The sequence below is a fragment of the Paenibacillus borealis genome, from assembly GCF_000758665.1.
GTDB lineage: Bacteria > Bacillota > Bacilli > Paenibacillales > Paenibacillaceae > Paenibacillus_AQ > Paenibacillus_AQ borealis.
This window is the reverse complement of sequence record NZ_CP009285.1, coordinates 2,728,544-2,754,040: the sequence shown is the minus strand read 5'-3', so window position 1 is coordinate 2,754,040 and position 25,497 is coordinate 2,728,544. Positions and strand designations below refer to the sequence as shown.

Here is a 25,497-nt window from a genome sequence, read left to right as displayed (position 1 = left end):
ACTGTTGCCTGGCAAGGGCTCCTCCGTTCATGAGCAAGTGGAGAAAATCCAACTAGTTCCTACCTTAAGCGCAGCCACACCCGCCAACGCTGTTTCCAGCCTCCTTAACCACTTCTTCAAAGTTATCCACATTTTTAAGAATTGTATAATTTCGTGAACAACAAAAAAACCGATCCAGCCGGATCGGAATTTGAGTGGTTCCTTATTATGTGCCCCTACACCTTACTTAACTGCTCAACCGCCTGCTGCTCATCCGCCAGGAAAAAAATATCTTTTCCGTTATTGCATTCATAGATGAAATCGCGCAGACTCCGGCTCGTATATTCGCTGAAATCCCCTACCACTGCTACCTTCAGCTGATAATTGATGAACTTCTGCAGAATCTCACCGGCCAGCCGTGTCTTCAGATCAAAAAAGCTTTCACTCAGCAGAGCTTTATGTATGACTATCCGGTCGCAATCGACTTCATACCGTACCGTTGCCATTAAATCCAGCGCATCCTGAACATCACTGACCAAGGTACCGCTGCCGCTCACCAAGGCTATCGTTCTTCCGTCATGCACTATCTCTTTTATATTCATAATCAAGTCCTCCTAATATGTACTTAGAACTCACATTCCATTATAGACCCAGCATGACCTTGCGGATCCACTCCTCATTCTTCAATACCTCAGGTTCATAACTCTCCGGATAGGCCGTGGGATAGCGCGAATCGTCCAGCAGCACATCCGGCGCAGTCCCGTAGATTTCATTAATCCGGCCTTCGGCGTTGCTGTTCAGGTCCGTTTCGAGCTTAAATATCAGCCCGCTGTTTGGCAGGGCATACCTGTAAGGCTCCATATAGACACATGCTCCGCCCGCCGTATTCGTTCCGGCCACCGTCCCCAGGCCCAGCTTGCGGACAGCTGCAGTGAAGTTGTCAGCTGCCGAGAAGCTGTCTCCATCTGCAAGCACGAATACCTTTCCGTCAAAAGGAAAAGAATCCTCCGGCTGCCAGTGCTTGGTGACCGTATAAGTGTCCCATTCCGCAGAGTCTGCTCCGGGGAGCTGCTCCTTCTTAACTTCTGTTACGTTATATCTGTCTTTGTTAGTCAGTGTAGAGCTGACGAATTGTTTGTACAGGCGAAACCGCAGCCCGAAACGTTCACTGAATGATTTCTTCACACTTGCGGATTGCTCGTAATCCACGGGGGCTTTTAACAAAGGCTTCAGCAGATTGTCCGCCCAATAATCATCCTCACCGCCGCCGTTTCTCCTTAGATCAATAATCAGCTTGCTGTATTTCCCTCCCGATTTCTTCATGAAATCCTGAATAATCAGACGGTCCTGCTCCTTATACACACCAGCAAAGCTAAAAATCCTTATATATCCAGTCTGGTCATCCAGCTCAACGGTAATAACATTGCGGTCATGCTGTTCACTCTGGTATGGCGCTGCGTATCCCTTGTACACCGGGAAATTACCCTTGGCTATCGTGCCATCCGGGCGGACCGCTTCAATCTCCCAGGCACCTGTCCCCGGATCAGCACTAAGCAGCGACTGCAGGTATACCTGATGAAGCGCAGCATCCCAAACCAGATGAAGGCGGGTCTGCAAAGACTTAACGTAATCCTCTGCGTCCAGCCCGTTAATCCTCTCAATCATTGAACCTTGCGGAAAAAGGGTCTTACCCGCCTGATAATCCTGCGCCAGCACATATTTGCCTTGTTCATAGCGGATGCCGGCTTTGCTGTGCACATACATTTCCACTCCGGCCGCCAGGTTAAGCCAGTAGTCTCTGGAGCGGTAGGCTTGTTTATCAATGTTGTAGAAGTAAGCAAGCACAGGATTATAGGGCTCGTCAAAAACCGCCTGTGCATGGCCGGCTTGCCCCAGGAATGTCATGTATTCATAGAACAGCCGGAGAAATTCAGCATTATCTGCGGATTCACCGGCCCGGACTATGAAATCCCGGCTGATCCCGTCCATATTGGCCAGTCCTTTGTCCTGCTCAAGCGCCTTATCCAGGGGATAAACCTCCTTCACAAGCCTGGCTAAATATTCAAAATCCTCCCGCTTCTTCGCCGCTGTTAATTCAGGCACATCTTGTTGCGGACCCTCGCGCCATAACATCCCTATTCCAGCCAGCAGTCCCAAAATTACTATTAACGTCAATAGCAGCATATATTTTTTCATCTTCCGGCCTCCGCCAGTGTAATAGAATCATTCCAGATCAATTATAGCGTTATCTGCAGACCCAGTATGTTAAAAAAGCTGGGCACATAGCGTATAATAGACACTACCCAAATTTCATAGCAAAGGAAATGAGAAGATGAACTTAAGCATGAACTGGATTACGTTGAGGGTGCGCGATCTGGAGGCTTCCCTTGATTTCTATCACAGAATTCTGGGTCTTCCGGTTGAGCGCAGATTTGAGAGCAGAGGCAGACAAATTGTCATGCTGGGTACAGAAGGACAACCGAAGATCGAACTTATTCAGGGCATCGACACGGCGTTGAAGCCGGAGTGCGGCATCTCTATAGGCTTCGAAGCAGGTTCGCTGGATGAAGCCATGGCGGAGCTAAGTAACGAAGGCATCCCGGTAGCACGCGGACCCGTCTCGCCGAATCCCCACCTGCGGTTCTTTTATATCCTCGACCCGGACGGCTTTGAGGTGCAGATTGCGGAGCATTGCTAGCTACTGTTCTGATAAGCACGATCAAGTTTAATTTCAAGCGAATCGGCAAACTACAGTGAATTGAGTATAGGCTAATGCTAATTAATGAGTTGTGCTTAGAGATCGCCAGCGCTGCTCCCGGATGCCTTAGCCGCCTCTTCAGCGATATTCCAACTTCGTCATTCATGCCTGAAACGACAAAAAAACGGCATCTCTGCCGTTTCTTCTGTGATGGACTCTCAGGGGCTCGAACCCTGGACAAATAGATTAAGAGTCTACTGCTCTACCAACTGAGCTAAGAGTCCTTATGGTGTCTATGTAATCTAATCTACTAGACGATAATCTCTAAGCTGTCAACGCCCGCTCAAAAGATACTTTCATAGTATACTTAATATAACTGTCTCTGTCAACTATTTATTGTTATATTTCTTGTTCAGCCGTTAACTGCTGCAGTACAAAGCCCGAAACACCTTGTACTGCGCAGATTTCCCCACACTTTTAGCTTAATCCGCTAGCAGATCCTCCATTCCTTAATCTACACACGGTTCTTCCGGATCATCACATAATAAATCGGGAGTCCGGCCAGCGTGATGCCAATCCCCACCAGGGAGCGCAGCGGATCACTCATGATTGTACTGGCCAGTATATAGACTCCCCCTGCCACTCCAAGAATTGGGGTGAACGGATAGAGCGGCACGCGGTAGCGGCCTTTCTGGGGCGGCATTTTCTTGCGCAGGATGAACACGCCGAATACCCCCATCGTAAAGAAAATCCACAATACAAATACCAGCAGGTCGGTCAGCGTATTGAAGGTTCCCGAGAAGATGTAGATTACCGCCAGCACACTCTGAAAAATAAGCGCATTGGCCGGAGTCTGAAACTTCGGATGAATACTGCTGAGCACCCGGGAAAATGGAATCTGCCGCTTCTCCCCCATCGCCTGCGGCACCCGCGCAGCGGTCATCAGATAGCCATTAAGCGCTCCTAACACGGAGACAATAATCCCCGCCGTAATGAAAGCTCCGCCACCGCTGCCGAACAGCGCTTCAGCCGCATCTGCACCCGGAGTCTGGGAGGAAATAATCTGATCATAGGGCAGCGCCTTGAACACTGCAATATTGAAGAGTACATATACGCCAATTACAAATATAACGCCGATCGAAATGACTTTTGGCAGCGTTTTGGCCGGATTTTTGATTTCACCCGCCATATTGGTCACACTGATCCAGCCGTCATAAGCCCAGAGTGTGCCCAGAACCGCCGCTCCGAAGCCCGCGCCTCCTGCTGCCGGACTGATTCCTCCAAAGCCGGGAGCCAGGTCCGAGAACAAACCTACGCCTACAATCCCCGCTACCGGAATCAGCTTACCCACTGTTGCCACCGTCTGGATGATTCCGCCGAATCTCGTGGCGATGACATTCATCAGCAGAATGAAAGCCAGGATACCCACGGCCAGCAGCTTCTGCTGCCAGTGATTCAGCGGCAGGAAATAACCGGAGTATGTGGCAAAAGCAATCGCCAGCGCCGCGACAGAAGCCGGATAGGAAATCACTGCCTGCACCCAGCCGAGCAGATAGCCGAACACCCCTCCATACAATTCACTTAAATATGTATACAAACCTCCTGACTTCGGAATTGCGGCAGCAATTTCCGCCACGCTCAGCGCCGAGGCCAGTGTAATAATCCCCCCAACGCCCCAGGCCAGGATACTCATCCATGGGGTTCCGGCGTTATTCAGTACAATTCCGGGCTTAAGAAATATCCCCGACCCGATAATCATTCCGACCACAAGAGCCAGGGCTTGCATGAACGTTATACTTTTGGTTAACAGCTTCGTATTCATGATGTCGTTCATTGTCCTTCCATTCTGAGATTCTTATTTAAGTAAGCTAGAAATTAACTCTGCATTCCCCTATTCCGCAGGACAAACTTCTGATGAGGGTAATTGAATTCTTCCACCAGTTCCGCTTCGGTAAAGCCTATTGTTCTATACAACGAGCGCGGAGCGGTCCCTTTGCTGTCTTCTTCCCTAAAGGTTGTTACAGAGATATCCGCATCCTCCGGAAATAAAGAAAGCATCAGCTGGACCATAGCTTTAGCGATACCCTGTCTCCGGTGTTCAGGATGGACAGCCATGCAGGAGAGGCACTTGGCATTATATGAAAATAACAGAAGTCCAACTACCTCATTAGCAAGCTTGGCACACACCGCGGTTTGCCTGTTCATATTCTTAATTACCGTCTGCCTGTAGCCTGCCAGTAAATCATCCGTATCAATACCCGGGAAGTTATCGCGGACAATTCCAATCATGCGCATCCAGGAGTCAAGATCTGATAATTCCGCGAGCTGAACCGTGTATTTATCATTCATGCTTCATCCCTCCAGAATGGCATTGTCGCATGGAATAATAAGAATTACCATTACAAAGTTAACAGGCTATGTGAAATCCATCTCTGTAGCTTCATAGTTTAGCCATCCCCATACAGGCTGAATCGCCGGACCGGCAAAAAAGGCCATCCTCCAAGAGCATTGGAGAATGGCCGCAGTTATAAGGGCAGGTCTGGCAGCCCTTATTAAGGAAGCTCGATCCGGAATACACGCACCTTGTCATCGTAATAGGCGACCAGCATCCTTGATCCCGGCCACAAACAGATCATCTCTTTCATCTCATTTCAGAGTTATCGACAGATCCGGGACCGGAACCTTGGACCAGTTCATGTCCGTACCCAGATAGAAGCCGGGGTAGCAGGGCTGGTTGTATACCACGTTCTGCCAGGCTACACCTGTCCGGTACTGGGGATCATGCATCAGAGTATACAGCTTCCGGTCCGTCACCTCTGTGCTCATATAGATGCGGATCGCTGAGCTGTCCTCAGTACGCACTACCAGTTCCTCCCGCCAGTCTCCAAAGAGATCCGCCACCAGGCAGGGATTGCCTTTGGTACCGTTGTTGGAGCGGGTGCCTTCAGCCGTCAGCAGCCGGCCCCGCTTCCAGTCTTCAATGGCCACCGGTTCGTCAAAGATACCAGTGATGAACTGGGTGGTCATGTCCGCCGCCCACTTGATGCTCATGTTGGTTCCGGGGGCTTGCCCGCCTAACAAGTCGCCCTTGGCCGAGCGTAATCCCCGGGACGGCTCATGGGCCAGATGACTTTCGCTGCACCAGGTCTGCAGCCCCGGCACATCCGGCTCCACTTTGCCAATCATGCCCCTGCCTACATCCTCCTTGGCAAAGTCCCCGTAGAGCACCTCTCCTGTAGCCGCATCCCGCAAGGTATAGCCATACGGGCCATGAATCCCCTCTTCGTGGACCATATAGATCTGGAGACCCTCCCGGTCCGGGTCGATAACAGCCACATGCAAGGCATCTCCGTGGCCCAGCTTGGCGTATTTCCCTGGAGCTGCGCTCCCCTCCGGCAAGATTCCCGCGGAGCTGTATAGAATGCTGCCGTCATGATCAATGGTGGCCGACCCGTAGATAATTTCCTGGCAGCCGTCCCCGTCCACATCAGCAGTGGATAATGCATGCGCACCTTGCTTAGCCAGTACACCGAAGCCGGGATTCCGGCCGTCCTGCTCATTTAGCGTATCTTGAAAAGGATTGTTCATAGTAACCCAACCGCTGTCGGTGTACCATATCTCTTTCAGTTCCTGTCCGTCCCAGCGGTAGGCGGCCATGGCGGCCCGGGTGTAATACCCGCGGGCAAACAACGCATGAGGCTTGCAGCCGTCAAGGTATGCCACCCCCGCCAGGAAACGGTCCACCCGGTTACCGGGCTCAATGCGGTTCCAGGAATAATCCCCCCACATGAGCCCGTCATCATGGCGTCCCGGCTTATAGCGGACTGTCGCAAGCTCTTCTCCCGTTTCACCGCGGAAGATACTTAGGTACTCCGGCCCGCTCAGAATAAAGCCCTCGAATTGGCGCAGCCGGTTACGGTCACTTCTTCCGGGGGCATATACATCCAGGAAATAATCTGCCAGGTGAACCGCATCCTCCCGGGAGAGCGGATAGGCATATTGCGGTTCAATGCCGAAGCACTCCTCCAGCGTAACCGGCCAGTTCCCGGCTACCACCTCCTCGTGCTTGTGCCAGCTCTGGAACATATCCACCACATGCTCCGTATACGTATCGCCATTCATGCGGTAATCATCATCATGGCTGTATCCGGCCTCCGCATCCTCCGGCAGCAGTGTGATGAAGGTCTCAGAGACGGGAACACCATCCCGGTACCGGATCATCCGTGTGCCCGGTGCCGTCTTGAACATCAGCTCCGCCTTGCCGTCACCGTCGAAGTCATAGACCAGAAACTGCGTGTAATGGGCTCCCGCACGAATATTGACCCCCAGATCAATCCGGTATAAGAGAGTGCCGTTTTGCTTGTAACAGTCCAGATATACGTTCCCCGTATACCCTACATGGGAGACATCCTTGGAATTAGACGGGTCCCATTTAACAAAGAATTCATATTCACCGTCGCCATCCACGTCACCTACACTCATATCATTGGCGCTGTATGTATAGGACTGACCCGCAGGTGTAACCCCGTCAGCCGGCTTCTGCAGCGGAATTTCCAGATAGGGTGTTTCCCAAGGGCGGACTTCGGTGCTTCGTTCCTGTTCCTCCCCGTGAATTACTGCGGCTACCGAATACTCCGATTCCGGAGTACCTGCCCTATCCAGATAATTGGTGCTGTCACAGATCTCTGCAACAAACAGGCCGTTGCGGTACAACCGGAAATCCGCAGCTGTCAAACCACTTTCTGAAGCGGCGGTCACCTCCTGTCCCAAGAGCCGCCAGCTGATGAATATCCCCTCGGAAGTGCAGACAGCCGCCAGCCCGCGGTCCAAATTTTCCATTTGAACGCTCATTCCAGATCCCCTCCGTTAATCATGTTTTTTTCACAACTCAAAGCTGCCATAATTCAACACAAGTAGCATACTGACCTTTGCCTTTTCCAGCAATAGGACATTCTTGACGAGACGCTTTCAGGCAGTTGCACTATTTAGAACGGATTGTATTTTCTTGCATTCCCAATGCCAGCTCTACCTGCATAAGCGTACTCCGCCGAAGGTAATAACGTAAAAAAACGCAAGCGATTATCGCTCACGTTCTACATTTAGACGTTCATATCTTTTCAAAGAATTCATTCATACTTTCATAGTTTCATTCCCCATAAGTCTCTCTCAAGAACTCCACAGACTGCTGAATTAACTCCTTCAGGACACCGGTATCTATATCGTCCAGCTTGTTCACGTACACACAGGCTTTGCCCGCTGTATGCTTCCCCAGCTTCTGCAGCAGAGCTTCCCTCTTATCATCACCTGTCGCAAAATACAGGCTGATCTTCGCTTTTCTCGGTGAATAGGCTGCCAGCGGTGCATCCCCTTCATGGCCTGTGGCATACCTGTAGTGATATGTTCCGAACCCAATAATGCTGGGTCCCCACATTTTCGCCGGGTAGCCGGTCGTTTCGCTGAAAATATCCAGCAGCTTATACGCGTCCTCCCGTTTCTTGGGACTGTCTATTTGTTCAATGAATTGGGTGACGTTATGTTCGGTTTCTTTCGTCTTCTGCTCGTACATAGGCGGCTCACTCCTTCAGTTTATTTTCAGCACGATCAATTCTTCGCTGTCGCTTCATTATTCATTAGTAGAATTGGTTTTGGAGGCCGCATCAACGCCCTTTTCTCCACGCCCGTACCGCTCCTGATAATAGCTGGGTGTACATCCGGCATACTTCTTGAAGATCGCGATAAAATATTTGTAATCCTTGTAACCCACATCCGCAGCAATGGCATACACCTTATCCTCGCCGCTGCGCAGCAGATCCATCGCCTTTTGGATCCGGTAACGGTTCAGAAAGTCGTTGAAGGTATAGGTCGTTTCACTTTTGAATTTCTGGTTCAAATAGGTGGCACTAACCCCCAGGCTCTCCACCAGATCCTTGATCCCGATCTTCTCCGCATAATGGTCCTGAACATACTGGATCATCCTGGACACATAACGGGAAGACTTCCCCGGCAGCTTAATGACGGATGCCTGGAGAGCTTCCCCGTTTCCGGCTCCCGAGGTAAGCATTGCCGTATATTGCCGCTTCATCTCCAGCTGGCTTTTGGCCCGCTCCAGTGCGGTGAATAACTGCTCCTGTTCCAGCGGCTTCAGTAAATATTCGGTAACCCCCAGCCGGATGGCGTCCTTGGCCAGCCTGAATTCGTCGTAGCCTGATAATATGATATAGCTGCAATCCGCTTCCTCCACGCTCTGCTCAATCATGGCAATCCCGTCCATCAGCGGCATATTGACATCAACAATCACGATATCGGGGCGGAGATCTGCAATCTGGCGGAGCCCTTCCACACCGTTCTCTGCTTCACCAACAACTACACAGCCGGCTCCCATCCAGTCAAATGTAAAGCGCAGACCTTTGCGGATCATCTCTTCATCCTCGACCAGCAGCACCTTGAACATCCGCCTCCTCCTTCCGGTATGGCAATCTAAATGTAACGGCAGTGCCTTCTCCCTGAGAGCTGTCAATCTCAATACCGTAACGGTCCCCATACATCAGCACAAGCCGCCGGTGCAGATTATGCAGCCCGATATGCGGAGCACGGTTATCCTGCGATCCCATAATGGCCCGCACTTCCTCCAGCCGTTCCCGGCTCATTCCTCCGGCATCATCCTTCACCTCGATGATCAGATCCGTGTCTTCTATCCAGCCTAATACAGTTACCGATACGGATTGGCGCTGACGGTAGCCGTATTTGATCGTATTCTCGATTACCGGCTGCAGCATCAGTCTGGGAACAAGCGCAGCTTTGGCTCCTTGATCTACCTCTTCCCGGTAGTGGAGCCTGTCTTTGAAACGGATCTGCTGCAGTTTCATATAGCCTGCAATATATTCAAGATCCTCCCCGAGCACTACATGGTCCCGCTCATTGCCTATACTGTAGCGCAGGTGCCGGGAAAGTGTAAGCACCATATCCTGGGCAAGCTTATTGTCCACGATTATGGCATAACGGAGCGTCTCCAGCACATTGAATATGAAATGCGGATGAAACTGCGACTGCAGATGCTTCACTTCAATCACTCTGCGCAGATCGGACAGCTCTATGTTCTGGGCGACCAGTTCATTCAGACGCTGCAGCATCTGATTGTATTGATTCGCAAGCGTCTCGAACTCGTCACCGGTTCCTATGTAAACGTAGGAATCCATATTGCCGGACTGGAGTTCCCGGACAGCGTAGATCAGCTTGTCTATCGCCCTTGACTGGCGGGTGGAGATAATGCGGGCAGAATACTGAATGACAATCCAGAGCAGCAGACTGGCCATCGTAAAAAATACTCCCAGGGACCAATAGGCACTGCGGTTTCCTTCAGCGGCACTTAAGGTATAAATCCGCCATTGCGACAGCGGTATGTACGTTTCTTTACTATAATACTTCCCTTTATCAATCCACACGTATCCCTTGGAATCACTGGCCAGGCTGTATTTGTTCATCAGCCCCTGGGTCAGATTATTTGTAGCGGCAATGATGGTCCGGTAAGGGTCGGTGACCACAGCGATTTCGTTATTCTGCACGAAGAGCAGCTTCTGCAGATCCAGTTCGTACAGCTGATAGATTAGATAACCAAGCACAACTCCGCCGTCACGGATTTCTCTGGCAAACGTATAGGCGGTGTAGCGGTCATGCGAGAAGCGGATATGATTGGTCTCGGCCAATTCCGCCAAGCCCTGATTGTGCATCCGCCGGGCAAGCGCCTGCAGTGCAAGGTCAGAGGATTCGGAGGTATAGTTGGCAGAGGATGCCATAATATTTCCGTCTGCACGAATGATATACATAATGCTCTTCACCCGCTGGCGGTTATTGAAGTCATAGAACCGTTCGAACACCTCCGGACCTTGAACCCGTGATTCGGTAAAAGCAACAACGGCATCCTGTGCTGCAGCTTCATTCATTTCATTAATATAGGAGCTGTAGACTTGCTCCATCGCCGACTTGATTGTTTTGCCCGCATCCCTCGTCTGGTTGATTAGCAGGAACCGCGAATTGATCATTATGAATATCAGGAACAGCACGAATAAAATGGATATCGGCACAAGGGTATGCAGCAGAAATAACCTGCGAAGTGAATCCTTGAAGCTCCTTTTTGCCATTGCCATACTGCTCTCCCCTCTCATTCGTCCTACTATCATACCAGGGCAGCCGGGACCGGGATACCTTTCAAACCTGTCGGCACAAGCCTGATACAGAAAAGCCCGGCACCCGCTTGCGCGGGCCCGGTCAAGAGTTACATAGTTACTTCTTTTTTGCCGGAAAGCTTGAAGAACAGCAGCAGTGAAACCACAGTGATTGCCGTCAGCAGTGTTGATAACGCAGCCGCAACCCCATAATTGCCGCGGACAACCTCTGTGTAGACAGCAACCGTCATCGTCCGGGTATTCCCTGTATACAGAATAATGGAGGTACTAAGCTCGGTGATGATGCTGATCCAGCTGATGATCGCCCCGGCGAATACACCGGAAATCATCATCGGCACTGTTATCCTGAAGAAGGTCCGCATAGTGGAGGCTCCCAGACTGATCGCTGCCTCTTCAATGCTGTCGTTCACCTGATGGAGCACGGCGGCGCTGGAGCGGATCGTATACGGCAGACGCCGGATCACAAAGGCAGCAATCAGAATCACGGAGGTACCACTCAGTACCAGAGGTTCCTTATTGAAGGTAACCAGCAGGGCAATCCCCAGAATGGAGCCCGGTACGATATAAGGCAGCATGGTGAAGGTATCCAGAACATTCGCCACCGCACCTTTGCGCTTCACCGTTACATATGCAATCAGTACCGCAGCCAGCGTAATGATGATAATCGTAATACTGGCCATCATGAAGGTATTGTAAATGGAATCCCCCACTTTAGAGAAGGCCGCGCGGTAGCTGTCCAGGGAGTAGCCGTCGACGAATATTTTGCCCGAGGTCTTCAGGAAGGATGTATAAGCTACATAGGCCTGAGGCATGAGCGCCAATAACGTGAACAGATAGACATAGGCATGAGCCGCCAGATTGGCAATGCCCTTCAGCCTTTTCGGTTCAATCGGGTTCAAAGCACTCATACTGTAGGATTTCCGGTTCGCAACGTACTTCTGCAGCAGAAAGACGGTAACCGCGAACACAACTACAATTACACTGATCGCTGCAGCAAAGCCGTCATCTCCCCCGACCTCACTGATAAATTCATTGAAGATCAGCACCGGCACGGTCCGGTATCCTTCACCGATCAGCATCGGTGTGCCGAAATCCGCGAACGCCCGCATGAAGACAAGCAGACCACCGGCCAGAAGTGTCGGCATAATCAGCGGCACGAGTATTTTCCACATTTTACGCAGCCCCGTGCAGTTCATACTCTCCGCAGCTTCCATCAGGGAGTTGTCAACATTCTTGAGTGCCCCGGATACGTACATGAAGATCAGCGGAGACAGCTGAAGCGTCAGCACCAGCAGAATGCCGGAGAAACCGTAAATGTCAGGCATACTGAAGCCGAATACAGTGGACATGAATTTAGTGATCACCCCGCTGCGTCCCAGCAGCAGAATCCAGGCATACGCGCCGATAAACGGAGCGGACATGGAGGAGATCAGGATCAGAATGCGCACCGTAGCGCTCCCTTTAATCCTGGCAATCGTCATGATGTAAGCCAGCGGTCCGGCAACCAGGATGGACAGCAGTGTGACACTAACCGTTACCTTTATGCTGTTCCAGACAGCGTTCATATAATAGGCTTTGCTGAAAAATTTATGGAAGTATGCGAGCGAGAACTCGCCGGTTGTCCCGTCAAAAAAGCTTTTGATCAGCAGCATGAATAAAGGCAGAGCCAGAAATACCAGATATCCGGCAAAAATAATAAAGGTAATCAGCGACCAGATGTCCCAGCGCTTCATACGGCCGCTCATAGGGCCAGCCTCCGGTTCAAATTGCGCTCCCCGGACGCGTCATAGACATTGACCGTTCCCGGAAGAATAGTGAGAGTAACCTTACGGCCAATATCCACCACTTCAGCAGTAGCAGACTGCTGGATGATTTCCACTTCCTGCCCGTTCTCCAGCGCGACAACCAGATGTGTGCTCAGTCCCAGGAAAACGTTGTTTACAACCGTTCCCGCAAGGCCTGCCCCTTCCTCCGCCAGCACGAACTCCTCCGGCCGGACTGAAAGTTTAACCCCTGCTGCTCCGGCAGACTTGAGTTCAGCTTGCAGCCCCGGCACCACCAGTGAGTAGCTGCTGCCAATACGAAGAACCGCTTCACCTTCAGCTCCGCTCTCCAGCTTGGCCTCAATGACATTGGTCCGTCCGATGAACGTAGCAACGAACAGATTGGCCGGGCGCTGATAGATATCCCTGGGAGTACCCACCTGCTGGATGATCCCGGACTTCATAACCGCGATCCGGTCAGATACCGCCATTGCCTCCTCCTGATCATGCGTCACGTAGACCGTGGTAATCCCGACCTCGCGCTGAATCCGCTTAATGGCATTACGCATATCCACTCGAAGCTGGGCATCCAGATTAGAGAGCGGCTCATCCATCAGCAGCACGTCAGGATTAATAACGATGGCCCGGGCCAGGGCGACACGCTGCTGCTGGCCGCCTGACAAATTCTTGGGCATTCTGTCTTTGTACACCTCAATCTGCACCGTATTCAGAATTCCCTCTACTCTGCGCTGCAGCTCCCCCTTGGCCACTTTACGGTTCTGCAGCCCGAACGCAACGTTCTCGGATACGCTTAAATGCGGAAAGATCGCATAATTCTGAAATACCATTCCAATATTCCGTTTGCCCGGAGGGACGTTGTTCATTACTTTATCATTGAAGCCGAGATCCCCGCCTTCAATACTGTTGAAGCCGGCCACCATCCGCAGCAGTGTTGTTTTCCCGCAGCCCGAAGGACCCAAAAGGGTGAAGAACTCACCCTTTTGAATGTCCAGGGACAGCTCGGGGATAACGGTGGTGTCGCCATATTTTTTGACAATGCCCTTGAAGGATATCGCAACGCTCATGTTATTCACCCGCCTTTTCTCTGATTGGCTGTTCCGGTCTTGAATTATTCAGCAATATTAGTAAACAGCTCGGTGTAACGCTCCACAATAGCTGCCTTATTCTCTGCAACATACGCTACATCCTCATCAATCACCTTGATTTGGTCCATCGGTGTCATGAAGTCTCCGATCACAGCATCGGCGCGCAGCGGGCGGTTGGTCGTTTCCTGTCCTAGCGCATCCTGCCCTTCTTTGGAGATCAGGAAGTCAATGAACTTCCGGGCATTTTCCTGATTTGGAGAGCCTTTAACCACTCCGGCTACCGCATCCAGGAACACCGTTCCCTCTTCCGGATACACAACCTTTACCGGCGCACCGTCTTTTACGTAGCTGACTGCCGGATCTTCGTAGGTTAACGCCACCACGTATTCCCCGTCAGCAACACTTTTGTGCGCTTTGCTGGAGCCGCCTGCAATTTTACCATCCAGATTCTCAAGCAGCTTGGCTACATAATCCCAGCCGGCATCGGAGGTATAATCCCCGCCCATAGCTCTAAGCATATTCGTCAATTGGGCGAACGCCGAGCTGGAATTGGCAGGGTCCGCCATCGCGATCTTGCCCTTCAGCTCCGGATTAAGCAGATCCTCGTAACCGTTAATTTCAATATCGCCTGCCAGATTCGTATTCACCAGCAGCACGCTTCCGTCCGATACGTAAGAGGTCATGATGCCCGTCGTATTCGTATGCCCTTCCAGCAGATCCTTATCGTTAGGCGAGACATATTCCTCGAACAGCTCCGCATTATCATTGAACAGGGCATAAGCTCCGCCGAACATGACGTCAGCATACGGGTTGGTTTTCTCTGACTGAATCCGCTTGATCAGCTCGCCGCTGCCTGCCGATACCAGCTCCACTGTAACGCCAGTCTGCTTCTCAAATGCCGGGATAAGTGCATTAATCATCGCTTCACTATTCGGGGTATAGACTACCAGCTTGTCCGAACTACCACCCGATGCGCTGTCCTTTGCTTTGTTTCCTCCGCATGCCGAGAGCACAACCACCATCATTGTCATAATAAGTGACACCGTTAACCACTTTTTCATTTCCTCTTCACCCCTTGTTTGGATATAGGTCTATTCTATCAGCTTGAAATTTCATTAAAATCCTATTATTCGACAAAATCATCTAAGATCCACAACCAAAACAAAGATTAATGTCATATAACATAACACAATAATACAAAAAATGGATTTTCGGTTGCCTTTAACATTTTTCCCGCAGTTCATATCCTTAGACGCGGGACTCGCACTTCATTTCATTCCAATCAAAAAAGCCCTGGAATTAATCCCAGGGCAGATTGTAAATTCATTTATGTAGTCCGCAGATGAAAATTTCAGGGACCTCAAAAAGAAATAGACCGCCCTAGTCCAAAGGATGCGGTCTATCAGGAACCTCTCCGTTACTCTCCATAATCAGCGGCAATTTCTGACCCGGGCTCACTTCTATACTTCCCAGATACTTCTTCATCGTTCATCACCTCACTACTAAACTACTAAATCTGATATAAATAATCAACCGTGCTCTCCCAACATTCCCCATATTCTGCTATGCTAATATAAACCCATAGAAGAAGCAGGAGGCGCGAACTTGAATGGATGCATTTCAATATGAGCTTACTTCAGAGACCACTATTAATCTGAAATATGAATATGGAGGCGAGTACTTCACGTTCAGCCTGTACCGGGATGACAGAGGCTGGGTGCTCCACCCCTTTGACGGCATCCTGCTCCGGAATCAGGCGATGTGTGCTCTTGTCGCACAAGAGCTGTTCAAGCACAAACCTTTTCAGGTCATGCTGGCAAAAGAAGGCATACTCTTCACCGATATACGCTCGACCGTTAACCTCGATAATGTGAACACACCGGTTGCCGCACGCAATGAGCGGGAGGTCCGCGATAATCCGGCTGATGACCTGATGGAATTTGTTCAGCACTCGCTGGAAGAAATCATTGATTACGAATGCAGTCTTGTCCAGGCCCGCATCTCCTTTTATAGTGAAATCCTGCAGCGTATGTTCATGGACAATCTGGGCCCATCGGATCCGGAGTTCCAAAAGGTGCAGGATATTGTACGTATCTACGAACACTCTTTAGACAGGCTGTCCAGTCTGAACGGTCCGAATCTTGATGCCGGACGACGCGGCAGATTCTAACCTCCTCCAGGTATTGATTCCGATTCTACTAATCTACTGAAAGGCTGGTTCTAATGACCGCTCAACTGATAAAGGGACAGAAATGCAATTTAACAAAAGATAATCCGCTCCTTACCCGCATCATCGTAGGAATGGGCTGGCATAATACGAGCTCTGCGGTTGAGGTTGATTTTTCCGTGTTTCTGCTTACGCCGGCCCAGACTGTCTCTAAAGATGGGGACCTTATTTTTTATGGCAACCCTTCTACTCCGGACCAGTCCGTAGCTATATTACACTCCGATAAAATCGCCAATGCAGGGTTAACCGACAACACACAAATTGCTGTCGGGCTTAGTCAAATTCCCGCAGACTACGAGCGGATTGCATTTGCACTTACGATTTATGAAGCTGAGAAGCGCCAGCAGAACTTCTCGCTGCTGGAAGATGTGTATCTGCGGATCATCAACGCTGCCGATGGAACTGAGCTCCTCCGGTATAGGCTAGGCAAAGCTTTTTCTGTAGAGACCGCCATTGTTGCCGGAGAAATCTACAGATACCAGAATGAATGGAAATTCAGCGCTGTGGGTTCCGGATATGCCGGAGGCTTAACCGCCCTATGCCATAGTTATGGGATTCAGGTCAATGATATACTGCCGTCTGTTCAGCCCGCCAGCCGGGTCGTTCAACCACCGCAATCCCCTCTTGTTCTCCCGGAGCTGCGGTCACGGCCTAAACCAGCGGGTAATTTGCCTCCTTCTTCACCCATCCTGCTTAAGCAACGCGGGGAGCGGATTAATCTCGATAAAGGCAATGGATCACTAGGCGAGATCCTGATCAATCTCAATTGGGTTCAAACAAAATCATCCGGCTGGTTCGGCAGCAAAGGCGTCGATCTTGACCTCGGTTGCCTGTTTGAGCTGAAAAATGGCCTTAAAGGCACTGTTCAGGCACTCGGCGAATCTTTCGGAAGCTTGAACAGACCGCCATACATCTCCCTGGACGGGGATGACCGCACCGGATCAATCGCCACAGGCGAGAATCTGCGGATTAATGGCCATTATCTCTCCGAGATTAGCCGGATTGTTATCTTTGCCTTTATCTATGAGGGAATCACCAACTGGTCGCAGGCTGACGCCCTGGTGACCATCAGGCAGCAAGGCGGACCGGAGATTGAGGTCCGGCTGGATGAGCATAACAATAATAAAGGAATGTGTGCCATCGCCATGATTCGTAATCAGAATGACGAGACCTTCAGCGTAGAGCGGCTCGTAGAATATTTCGCCGGGCATGAGGAATTGGATCACCGCTATAACTGGAATCTGAGATGGGAAGCCGGCAGTAAATAGTTGATACATCAGCAAAAAACAGCCCTCCCCCCGCCAGATGCGGAAGGAAGGGCTGTTTGTGTAGTGATTATTCTGCAGTGTGATCCACAGATGCTGCTTGAATGCTGCCGAATGCCCAATACTGCGCCGGGACATCCGTCCATTGCTGTACCGCACTGGCCAGCGGAGCGATACCAAGGGCACGGTTGACAATGGTTACTGCTTCCGCACGGGTTAATGTTTGGTTTGGACGGAAGGTGCCATTTTCGTAGCCGGTAATAATGCCCGCTTTGGAGGTCATTTCAACGGCTGCCTGTGCCCAGTGACCGGTAATATCGCTGAAGCTGGCCGCATTTCCCTGAGCACTTGGAATCAAGCGGGATAGAATGGTCGCCATTTCAGCTCTTGTAATCGTTTGGTTAGGCTTAAAGCTGCCGTCCCCATACCCCTTCATGATGCCGCTTCTGGTCACTTGATCGATTGCGCTTGCTGCCCAGTGTCCGGCAGCGACATCAGAGTAAGATTCGCCGGAAGTAACTGCTGATTGGCTGAAGGTGCGGGCAATGATGCTGGCAGCTTCTGCCCGGGTGATGCTGTTCCCCGGTTTGAAGGTGCCATCGGCATAACCTGTCATATAAGCCTTCACCTGTACCGCAGGGTCTTGTGCAAGAACAACTGTAAATGTACTGAATTTATTGACACTGAATTGAATTCCGGATTTCCCGGTTTGGCCGAAGGGTACAATTTCACCCTTGACCAGCTCTTTGGTGCCGTCGCTATGCTCAATGAAGACCGTTAGCGCCTGCAGCTGCTCCGTAGTTAACGAAGTGTTGTTAATCGGCAACACCAGCGTAATCGGACGGCTCTGCAGGTTAGTGTTAATCGTTACCGGACGGCCCACCAGCGTGACCGACCCAGCGCCGGAAGCACTTTGAACCTGCGCTTTTGCACGAGCTTCAGCATCTGCACTCTGCTGCGGTGTTTTTAAGGGTACCAGGTTGAAATAAATATCTGCACCAAATCCAGCCAGTGAGCTGCCCGGCACCTTCACTTCAGCATTAACTGTGAAGATGTCCAGACTGATCTGATTATCGGCCAATTCCTTGCTGGAAGCTGCAGGAATGGTCAGTCTGGTTTCTGCAACCTCATCACTTGCATCAGGAACGATAATTCTGGCAATATTGGATCCGGCAGCCTTGAGCTCACTGATCGCTCTGAGCGCCTGATCCAATGCGAACGTAATAGCATCACTTTTCACACCGTTTGCATCTTTGGTACGGCTAATGATAACGGAGGATACATTTGAGCCTTGGGTTGCACCGTTTTCAACGTTCGCATTAATGGTTTCTGTCTGTGGGCCCGGTGTTGCTGCAGGAGCCGCTCCTCCAGAACCTCCAGAACCCGATGCTGGAGGTTGTGTTGGCGTGACAGGTACTGGAACGGTTGAGAAGTTCCAGACTGTTTTATCCGCAATCCCCGCATAGCTGTTACCTGACTCATCTGTAAAGGCACCCGGGTGAATCAGCACATAATAGCTGGCACCTTGCTTCAATTGACCGCTTGTATTAATGCTGACGGTAGCGTTCGTAATGGTGACAAGCGCCTGGTTCCCCGCTTTAATCGTCGTTACGATCACATCATCCGCCGCATTCACAATATCAATATTGGCATCGCCGGCTAATACATTCTCATTGAAGGTCAGTGTGAGCGCAGCCGCTGTGGCTACATTGGTTGCATTGTCTGCCGGACTATAAGCTGTCACTAGCGGCGCTTCTGTATCAGGCCCGCTGGTTGTCACAAACCGCCAGGCTGTGATGCCTGCAATCCCGGCATAGCTGTTGCCTGCGGCATCTATAAATGCGCCTTCTGTAATACGTACAAAGTAGCTTGTACCCTGCTCCAGATTGTCAGCCGGATTAATCGTTACTACCCTGCCCTCAACCGAGACATTGCCGGAAGCGGCAGGAATCGTTACTACCGGATGAATTTCATCTGTGCTTTTGAAAATCTCAATATTCCCGGCCGCCGCCGTCACATTCTCGCTGAAGGTAAGAACCAGATTCGCGTTAACGGCAACTTCTGTTGCCCAAGGCTCCGGCGAATACGTAATCACCGTTGGCGAGGTTCTATCCGGCACATCGGTTGTTGTGAAGCGCCAGGTGGTGCTGTCTGCGATACCGGCATAGCTGTTGCCTGCTGTATCTTGGAATGCTCCGTTACCAATCCGTACATAGTAACTTGTGCTGTACTTCAGATCGTCAGCCGGATTAATCGTCACTACATGATTCAGGATGGTTACATTCCCGGAAGCCGCAGAAATCGTAGCTGCCGGTGCATTATTCGCACTATTATAAATCACAATATTGCCTTCCCCTGCCGTTACATTCTCGCTGAAGGTAAGGGTCAGGTTGGCATCTGTCGCTACACCAGTTGCCCCATTGATAGGCGTATAAGCATTTAATATTGGTGCGGTTGTATCAGGCGCAGTAATGGTTGTAAACTGCCAGGTTGTGCTGTCAGAGATGCCGGCATAGTAGTTGCCGGATGTATCTTGGAATGTATCTGCCGCAATCAGAACATAGTAACTTGTACCATACTCCAGATTGGCAGCCGGATCAATCGTCGCTACATGATTCAGGATTCTTATGTCCTGAGCTGATATCGTAGCTGCCGGTTGGTCAGTCGCACTGTCATAGATCACAATGCTGCCTTCCCCCGCCGTTACATTCTCGCTGAAAGTAAGCTCCAGGTTAGCTCCAATAGCTACATCTGTAGCCCCGTTCACGGGCGAGTATGTGCTTACGATTGGCGCCGTCGTATCTGGTCGGCTGGTTGTTGTAAACCGCCAGGTTGTATTGTTCGTGATGCCGGCATAATAGTTGCCGGACATATCGCTAAATGTACCGTTCGTAATTTGTACATAGTAGCTTGTACTGTAATCCAGGTCATCCTCCGGATTGATCGTTACTACGTTGCCATCAATTGTGACACTGTCGGAATCGACAAGAATCGTTACTGCCGGGTCATTGCTGTTCGCAGCACTGCTGTAAATCTCAATGCCGCCTTCACCTTTCATTACATCCTCACTGAAAGTAAGGGTCAGGTTGGTGCCAGTGGCTACCTCCGTTGCCCCGTCCTTAGGGGAATAGGCGCTCACCACCGGTGGTGTTGTATCAGGCGCATCAGCTGTTGTGAACTGCCAGGTGTCATTGTCTGTGATGCCGGCATAATAGTTGTCTGCCGGATCTTTGAATGCTCCGTCCCCGATTTTCACGTAGTAACTTTTACTGTGTTTCAATAAGGAAAAAAGTTTAATAGAAACCACACTGCCATTGACCACTACGTTATCAGAACTAACAGGAATGACCTGCTCCGGAACATCGCTGTCATCACTGCTGTAAATCAGAATGCTGCCGGTCTCCTTCGTTACAGGTTCATCGAATGTAAGCGTCAGATCCGTGTCAATAGATACTCCTGTTTCACCCGGTTCAGGGGAATACTCGCTTACGGTTGGAGCTATCGTATCTACATCAGCAACTGTCGTAAAGCTCCAGTCACCAGCTGCAATTTCTGCATTTCCATTTCCGCTCTCATTGACGAAAGCATTTGCGTCCATTGTAACGACATATTCAGTACCTTTATTCAGATCCTGATCCGGATTAATGGTTACGGTATTATTATCTACCGTTACCCTGCTGTCTTCCGCCGGAATGGTTTCAACCGGAGTGGACAGATCCGCAGCTTTGAATATTTTAATGCCAGCTACTTGACTGGCTGCCGTCATTTTCTGAGTGAAGGTCAAAACCAGATCTGCATTGATGTCTACATCGGTCTCAGCATTCCCTGGAGTCAGACTCATAACCCGCGGAATGTTGAGAATAAAATCGGAAACAATCATCACACCGGAGTCACCCACTGCAATAAAGCGGTTATAAATCTGAATGAATCCGATACCGTTAAGTTTAGCAGTCGTGCCTGTAGCCTCAGGGTTCCAAGTCTGCCCCATGTCACTAGTGGACAGCACCTTCCCGCCCTCTCCTGCGGCCATAAATACACCGTTTCCGAAAGCAACTCCATTCAGATTTACATTCGGAACAGGGGTCTTCTCCGCGCCCCGCGAACTCTCTGGAGAGGTAATAATGATTCCGGACGCACCGACCGCTACGAATAGTCCGCCGCCAAAGGTGATCCCGTTCAAGCTGCTGGTTGTTTTGCGTGTTACCTTTTCCCATACCGTTCCATCCGTAGAGGTTAAGACTGTAGCATTATCACCAACCGCTACAAACTTGTTGTTGCCATAGGCAATACCGGTCAGTTTCACACTAACATCTGAGACGGATGTGCCCCAAGTGACGCCGCCGTCATCCGAAGTAATTATGCTGCCAGCATCGCCGACTGCGACCAATTTGTCTTCGCCGTCGTAGGCGATGGCATTCAAGTTATTTTCAGTGTCCGTGACTCGGGGTGTCCAGTCCACAGTATCCGTAGACGTTAGGACTGTTCCATTGTCGCCTACAGCAACATAATCATTGGCCGGGTCCCTGTAAATAATAGCGTTCAAGTCATCTGCCACACCTGAAATACGGTCTGTCCAGGACATGGCGCTTAACGAACCAATACTTCCTTCTTCACCCACCATTACAATTTCGACGCCTGCAGTTACTGCATTTAAATTAGCACCGCTTGGCGCGGGATTGAGACCAACCCAGTTTGCCGGATCTGTATCTGTTGAACCAGCATATACGGGAAAGGCTCCGGTCCAAACTAAACTGATCACGAGTAACAACGAGAAATACTTTTTTAATCCCCTGCCCATAAACAATGTATCGATCCCCCTTATTCATTAATTACACATAGAAATTTTCATATCTGCGGTCCATTTTATCAGACAGCTCTAAACAAACTCTTAACAATTCTCGACAAAAACCGATTCACCAGGACCTAAATGGGGTAAATGTCCCGAAAAAACGAAAATGTTCTGTTTTTTCTAAAAAAAATGTCTAAATAAAAAACGCATGGAGCTTTCGCTCACATGCACAATTGTTGTTCTATTCCGGCTGTATTTCGAATGTTACGCCTACACGAATTCATTGCGCTCATAATCCATAAACAGTTCGGCTGAGTGGGAAATTATGCTACCAGAATAGCGGGGAAGCGAAAAGGACCGCAGTGATAAAAACGAGCTGTAGCCCTATGCGCACCGGCATTTTCGGCACTGGCTTACCGCCGATTGTCAACTTGTTGCGGGCGGCATAAATATTGGCGGGGAGCATTGCGATAAGAAGCAAAACGAGGCACACAGAAGCAATTGGTGAGAAAGCGGGCAGCAGGATGCCGATAGCTCCAGCAATTTCCAAGATCCCGGTAACCGTCACCATCCATTCTTTCTGCGGAAAAGCAGGCGGCACCATTCTTACCAAATCAGACCGGCGCCGTCCCCAATGAGCAGAAGCACCTAATAGCAGCATAATGGAGACTGCCCATTGAATGGAGGTATGCCAGTCATTCCAATAAGTCACGCCCAGGAGACCAACCACCCGAAACAGCAAAAAGGATAAGATGAGCGCTATAAAAGGAATCATTTTATAATCCCCCCTTAACTTTATTTTTTCAGAATTCCGGCCATAAAGTCCGATACCTCTTTCGCTGAAACAGACTCAGATGATGGACGCAGGGATGCCCGCACACGCAGACCCAGTGACAGCAGGACAAACAACTCCGCCGTCTCATCAGGGTTCACGTTTTCTTTGATCACCCCATGCTTTTGACCCGTTGTAATCCACTGCCTGGAGACGGAAACCGACCGCTTATGAAAATGCTCAAGCGCTTGCGCTACCGCCGGTTCATTCTCCTTGCCCAGCAAGTATAGAAGAACTTTATTGGTCGCTTCATGACTGTCTTCCAATCCTGCAAGACTCCTGGAGATGGCCAGCATTGGCCCGTCGAATGTTTTGTTAAGGCTGCCTGCCACTTCTTCCTCAAAATGTTCATTAACAGCTTCAAGCCGCTCCTCCAGCACCCAGGCAAAAATCTCATCCTTACTTTTTACATAATGAAATATCGCACCCTTCGATAATTGCGATTGCTCCATGATATCCTTTAAAGTGATCGCATGACAGCCTTTGTCCCGCAATAATTCCTTGGTCGCCTCCAGCAGTTGCCGGATGGTCTGCTTCCGGCGGTCTGAGTTCTTCATGGTTATTCTCCTCTTCTGTCCGGCTTTGACTATACTGTAATTTATCACGATTATACATACCGACCATCGGTTTGTAAATAGAAACAAAGGCTCAGATACCCGAGACAAATAACGAAATCACCCTAACGGGTGAATCGGCCCGAGCTATATAGCTGATGTAGATTTTAAGCCCATCTCACATTGCTCTATTCTGACTGCTTTGTTTGGGGCAGCCTCCGGTAAAATCAGGGTTACTTTGCTGTTAGTATTAATCGTGGACACCGGTTAAGAGACTAGAGATAATAAGATCAACGAGGAGGTGTCCACATGAGTGGAATCCGAAAGAGCTATAATGAAGAGTTTAAGCGGCAGACGGTGCAGTATATCCAAGAGCAGACCAAGACGGTGGCGGAGCTGGCCTTGGAGCTGGACGTCCCCGCCAAAACCCTTCATCGATGGTTAGGGAAGTACCGGCAGTTTCAGAGTGAGCCCGTAGCCAGCTCTGAAAAAGTTAGAGAGCTTGAACGTCAACTCAAAGAGCGCGATCAACAGTTGGCGGACCTGACGGAGGAAATGGCCATCCTAAAAAAAGCAGTGCACATCTTCAGCAATCCAAAGAACTGAGATTTCAGTGTATTGAAGATCATCGCTCCGAGTTCCCCGTGGAGAAGATGTGCAACGTCTTTCAGGTATCACGGAGCGGTTATTACAAATGGAGAACAGCAAAGCCCAGCCCTCAAGCCACCCGCAAAGCGTTGCTGCTCCAGCGGATTGCCTATCATTTTAACGACTCCCACAGCCGTTACGGTAGCCCCAAAATCACGATTCTCCTGCAGCGTGAAGGGCACAAGGTGAGTGAACGCACGGTAGGAATATACATGAGAGAGCTGGGTCTGCGCTCGTGTGTCGCAAAGAGGTTTCGCGTACACACGACCGACTCTAACCATCCTTTGCCTATTGCCCCTAACCTGCTGAACCAGCAATTCCACACCGAAGAGCCAAACCGGGCATGGGTGGCGGATATTACCTACATTCCCTGCCAGGAAGGGCGGATGTATTTGGCGAGCGTGCTGGACCTGTGCACCCGAGAAATTGTAGGCTGGCGGCTCAGCGACCGGATGACCACAGACCTCGTACAAGGCGCCCTAGACGTGGCCTACAAGGCGAAACGTCCTGGGAAGGGCTTGATTCACCATTCAGATCGGGGCTCACAATATGCCTCTGCGGATTACCGGGAACGCCTGAAGAACTACCAGATGACCGCAAGTATGAGCCGCAAAGGGAACTGTTATGATAACGCCTGTATCGAATCTTTTCACAGCCTCTTGAAAAAAGAGTTGGTGTACTGGACTCGATTTAAAACGAAGAAGCAGACCTATGATGCCATCTACCAGTACATTGAATTTTTCTACAACCGTAAACGAATCCATGGTGCCCTGGGTTACGTATCCCCCATTCAGTTTGCAGCGAGATTTAAGCGGGAAATCTCTTAGTTCCACGTCTACTTTCTTGACAGAAGTCCACTTTTACCCCTCATTCCTGTCTGCCGCCCACTTTTGGCGGATTCAGGGGCACTTTTGCCCCTCATTCCCGCCTGCCGCCCACTTTTGGCGGATTCAGGGGCACTTTTGCCCCTCATTCCTGCCTGCCGCCCACTTTCAGCGGATTCAGAGGCACTTTTGCCCCTCATTCCTGTCTGCCGCCCACTTTCAGCTGATTCAGGGGCACTTTTGCCCCTCATTCCTGCCTACCGCCCACTTTTGGCGGATTCAGGGGCACTTTTGCCCCTCATTCCTGTCTGTCGCCCACTTTCAGCTGATTCAGGGGCACTTTTGCCCCTCATTCCCGCCTGCCGCCCACTTTTGGCGGATTCAGGGGCACTTTTGCCCCTCATTCCTGTCTGTCGCCCACTTTTGGCGGCCTTTGTTTTTCCAAGCCTCCGACTTCCGGGGATTCTGTGGAATTCCGGATATAAGAACACATTCGTCCTTCAGACGGACCTGCTCCAATTTCCAGAGAAGCTTATCCACAACTGACGAATATCGTAATTTCCTATACAATAAAAAAGAACAGCAGCTCTGCCGTTCTTGGGGACAATCAAGCCTTTCTACTCCCAGGC

At 50.4% G+C, this 25,497-nt stretch carries 19 protein-coding genes and 1 tRNA gene; 5 read left to right on the top strand and 15 right to left on the bottom strand.

Annotated features, from left to right (window positions below):
* Positions 1–215: 215 nt before the first annotated feature.
* On the bottom strand, positions 216–581 hold the full coding sequence (locus tag PBOR_RS11425) for a DUF4180 domain-containing protein (protein WP_042211779.1): 366 nt from the start codon (positions 579–581) through the stop codon (positions 216–218).
* Positions 582–621: 40 nt separating this feature from the next.
* Entirely contained in the window at positions 622–2,175 is a 1,554-nt protein-coding gene (locus tag PBOR_RS11420; RefSeq protein ID WP_042211778.1) for a S41 family peptidase, read from the bottom strand.
* Positions 2,176–2,311: 136 nt separating this feature from the next.
* On the opposite strand from PBOR_RS11420, the gene PBOR_RS11415 reads away from it, so the two are divergent.
* Positions 2,312–2,677, top strand: coding sequence for a VOC family protein (locus PBOR_RS11415; RefSeq protein ID WP_042211777.1), 366 nt, complete (start codon positions 2,312–2,314; stop codon positions 2,675–2,677).
* A gap of 211 nt (positions 2,678–2,888) precedes the next feature.
* Here PBOR_RS11415 and PBOR_RS11410 read toward each other — a convergent pair.
* The 10 genes from PBOR_RS11410 to PBOR_RS11365 all read right to left on the bottom strand — a co-directional run bounded on the left by PBOR_RS11410 (position 2,889) and on the right by PBOR_RS11365 (position 14,790).
* Positions 2,889–2,961, bottom strand: a tRNA-Lys gene (locus PBOR_RS11410).
* Positions 2,962–3,191: 230 nt separating this feature from the next.
* Positions 3,192–4,511, bottom strand: coding sequence for an APC family permease (locus PBOR_RS11405; protein WP_042211776.1), 1,320 nt, complete (start codon positions 4,509–4,511; stop codon positions 3,192–3,194).
* Between the two features lie 41 nt (positions 4,512–4,552).
* Positions 4,553–5,026, bottom strand: coding sequence for a GNAT family N-acetyltransferase (locus PBOR_RS11400; protein ID WP_042211775.1), 474 nt, complete (start codon positions 5,024–5,026; stop codon positions 4,553–4,555).
* A 297-nt stretch (positions 5,027–5,323) separates the two neighbouring features.
* A complete protein-coding gene (locus PBOR_RS11395; RefSeq protein WP_042211774.1) occupies positions 5,324–7,528 on the bottom strand; it encodes a rhamnogalacturonan lyase in 2,205 nt (734 codons plus the stop codon).
* 295 nt (positions 7,529–7,823) lie between these two features.
* Complete coding sequence (locus PBOR_RS11390) at positions 7,824–8,243, bottom strand: DUF1801 domain-containing protein (RefSeq protein WP_042211773.1); 420 nt, start codon at positions 8,241–8,243, stop codon at positions 7,824–7,826.
* Positions 8,244–8,300: 57 nt separating this feature from the next.
* Entirely contained in the window at positions 8,301–9,128 is an 828-nt protein-coding gene (locus PBOR_RS11385; protein ID WP_042211772.1) for a response regulator transcription factor, read from the bottom strand.
* The gene (locus PBOR_RS11380) at positions 9,100–10,821 is read right to left on the bottom strand and encodes a cache domain-containing sensor histidine kinase (protein ID WP_042211771.1); all 1,722 of its coding nucleotides are present in this window, start codon (positions 10,819–10,821) and stop codon (positions 9,100–9,102) included. The genes PBOR_RS11385 and PBOR_RS11380 overlap by 29 nt, the downstream gene beginning before the upstream one ends.
* A 128-nt stretch (positions 10,822–10,949) precedes the next feature.
* Entirely contained in the window at positions 10,950–12,605 is a 1,656-nt protein-coding gene (locus tag PBOR_RS11375; protein WP_042211770.1) for an ABC transporter permease, read from the bottom strand.
* Complete coding sequence (locus tag PBOR_RS11370) at positions 12,602–13,708, bottom strand: ABC transporter ATP-binding protein (protein ID WP_042211769.1); 1,107 nt, start codon at positions 13,706–13,708, stop codon at positions 12,602–12,604. Before PBOR_RS11370 ends, PBOR_RS11375 begins: the two co-directional genes overlap by 4 nt.
* Positions 13,709–13,752: 44 nt before the next feature.
* Positions 13,753–14,790, bottom strand: coding sequence for an ABC transporter substrate-binding protein (locus tag PBOR_RS11365; protein WP_042211768.1), 1,038 nt, complete (start codon positions 14,788–14,790; stop codon positions 13,753–13,755).
* A gap of 548 nt (positions 14,791–15,338) precedes the next feature.
* Between PBOR_RS11365 and PBOR_RS11360 the strand changes: the two genes are divergently transcribed.
* Both PBOR_RS11360 and PBOR_RS11355 read left to right on the top strand, forming a co-directional pair.
* On the top strand, positions 15,339–15,899 hold the full coding sequence (locus PBOR_RS11360; RefSeq protein WP_042211767.1) for a hypothetical protein: 561 nt from the start codon (positions 15,339–15,341) through the stop codon (positions 15,897–15,899).
* Positions 15,900–15,952: 53 nt separating this feature from the next.
* Entirely contained in the window at positions 15,953–17,224 is a 1,272-nt protein-coding gene (locus PBOR_RS11355; protein ID WP_042211766.1) for a TerD family protein, read from the top strand.
* A 67-nt stretch (positions 17,225–17,291) separates the two neighbouring features.
* Here PBOR_RS11355 and PBOR_RS11350 read toward each other — a convergent pair whose 3' ends face one another.
* From PBOR_RS11350 to PBOR_RS11340, 3 genes are all read right to left on the bottom strand, one after another.
* Entirely contained in the window at positions 17,292–21,980 is a 4,689-nt protein-coding gene (locus PBOR_RS11350) for an Ig-like domain-containing protein (RefSeq protein WP_218918896.1), read from the bottom strand.
* Between the two features lie 358 nt (positions 21,981–22,338).
* Positions 22,339–22,785 carry a DoxX family protein gene (locus PBOR_RS11345; RefSeq protein WP_042211764.1) on the bottom strand — a complete coding sequence of 149 codons (447 nt, stop codon included), beginning with the start codon at positions 22,783–22,785 and terminating at the stop codon, positions 22,339–22,341.
* A gap of 20 nt (positions 22,786–22,805) precedes the next feature.
* Positions 22,806–23,399 carry a TetR/AcrR family transcriptional regulator gene (locus PBOR_RS11340; RefSeq protein WP_042211763.1) on the bottom strand — a complete coding sequence of 198 codons (594 nt, stop codon included), beginning with the start codon at positions 23,397–23,399 and terminating at the stop codon, positions 22,806–22,808.
* 306 nt (positions 23,400–23,705) lie between these two features.
* Here PBOR_RS11340 and PBOR_RS37680 point away from each other — a divergent pair, with 306 nt between their 5' ends.
* Both PBOR_RS37680 and PBOR_RS11330 read left to right on the top strand, forming a co-directional pair.
* Positions 23,706–24,002, top strand: a complete 297-nt coding sequence (locus PBOR_RS37680) for a transposase (protein ID WP_042211762.1) — start codon at positions 23,706–23,708, stop codon at positions 24,000–24,002.
* The gene (locus PBOR_RS11330; RefSeq protein WP_218918918.1) at positions 23,999–24,871 is read left to right on the top strand and encodes an IS3 family transposase; all 873 of its coding nucleotides are present in this window, start codon (positions 23,999–24,001) and stop codon (positions 24,869–24,871) included. The genes PBOR_RS37680 and PBOR_RS11330 overlap by 4 nt, the downstream gene beginning before the upstream one ends.
* The last annotated feature ends 626 nt before the right edge of the window (positions 24,872–25,497 follow it).

Bases quoted from the DNA above. Each gene is read 5' to 3' on its own strand.
- PBOR_RS11425 (WP_042211779.1), bottom strand. From the start codon at position 581: ATGAATATAAAAGAGATAGTGCATGACGGAAGAACGATAGCCTTGGTG.
- PBOR_RS11420 (WP_042211778.1), bottom strand. From the start codon at position 2,175: ATGAAAAAATATATGCTGCTATTGACGTTAATAGTAATTTTGGGACTG.
- PBOR_RS11415 (WP_042211777.1), top strand. From the start codon at position 2,312: ATGAACTTAAGCATGAACTGGATTACGTTGAGGGTGCGCGATCTGGAG.
- PBOR_RS11405 (WP_042211776.1), bottom strand. From the start codon at position 4,511: ATGAACGACATCATGAATACGAAGCTGTTAACCAAAAGTATAACGTTC.
- PBOR_RS11400 (WP_042211775.1), bottom strand. From the start codon at position 5,026: ATGAATGATAAATACACGGTTCAGCTCGCGGAATTATCAGATCTTGAC.
- PBOR_RS11395 (WP_042211774.1), bottom strand. From the start codon at position 7,528: ATGAGCGTTCAAATGGAAAATTTGGACCGCGGGCTGGCGGCTGTCTGC.
- PBOR_RS11390 (WP_042211773.1), bottom strand. From the start codon at position 8,243: ATGTACGAGCAGAAGACGAAAGAAACCGAACATAACGTCACCCAATTC.
- PBOR_RS11385 (WP_042211772.1), bottom strand. From the start codon at position 9,128: ATGTTCAAGGTGCTGCTGGTCGAGGATGAAGAGATGATCCGCAAAGGT.
- PBOR_RS11380 (WP_042211771.1), bottom strand. From the start codon at position 10,821: ATGGCAATGGCAAAAAGGAGCTTCAAGGATTCACTTCGCAGGTTATTT.
- PBOR_RS11375 (WP_042211770.1), bottom strand. From the start codon at position 12,605: ATGAGCGGCCGTATGAAGCGCTGGGACATCTGGTCGCTGATTACCTTT.
- PBOR_RS11370 (WP_042211769.1), bottom strand. From the start codon at position 13,708: ATGAGCGTTGCGATATCCTTCAAGGGCATTGTCAAAAAATATGGCGAC.
- PBOR_RS11365 (WP_042211768.1), bottom strand. From the start codon at position 14,790: ATGAAAAAGTGGTTAACGGTGTCACTTATTATGACAATGATGGTGGTT.
- PBOR_RS11360 (WP_042211767.1), top strand. From the start codon at position 15,339: ATGGATGCATTTCAATATGAGCTTACTTCAGAGACCACTATTAATCTG.
- PBOR_RS11355 (WP_042211766.1), top strand. From the start codon at position 15,953: ATGACCGCTCAACTGATAAAGGGACAGAAATGCAATTTAACAAAAGAT.
- PBOR_RS11345 (WP_042211764.1), bottom strand. From the start codon at position 22,785: ATGATTCCTTTTATAGCGCTCATCTTATCCTTTTTGCTGTTTCGGGTG.
- PBOR_RS11340 (WP_042211763.1), bottom strand. From the start codon at position 23,399: ATGAAGAACTCAGACCGCCGGAAGCAGACCATCCGGCAACTGCTGGAG.
- PBOR_RS37680 (WP_042211762.1), top strand. From the start codon at position 23,706: ATGAGTGGAATCCGAAAGAGCTATAATGAAGAGTTTAAGCGGCAGACG.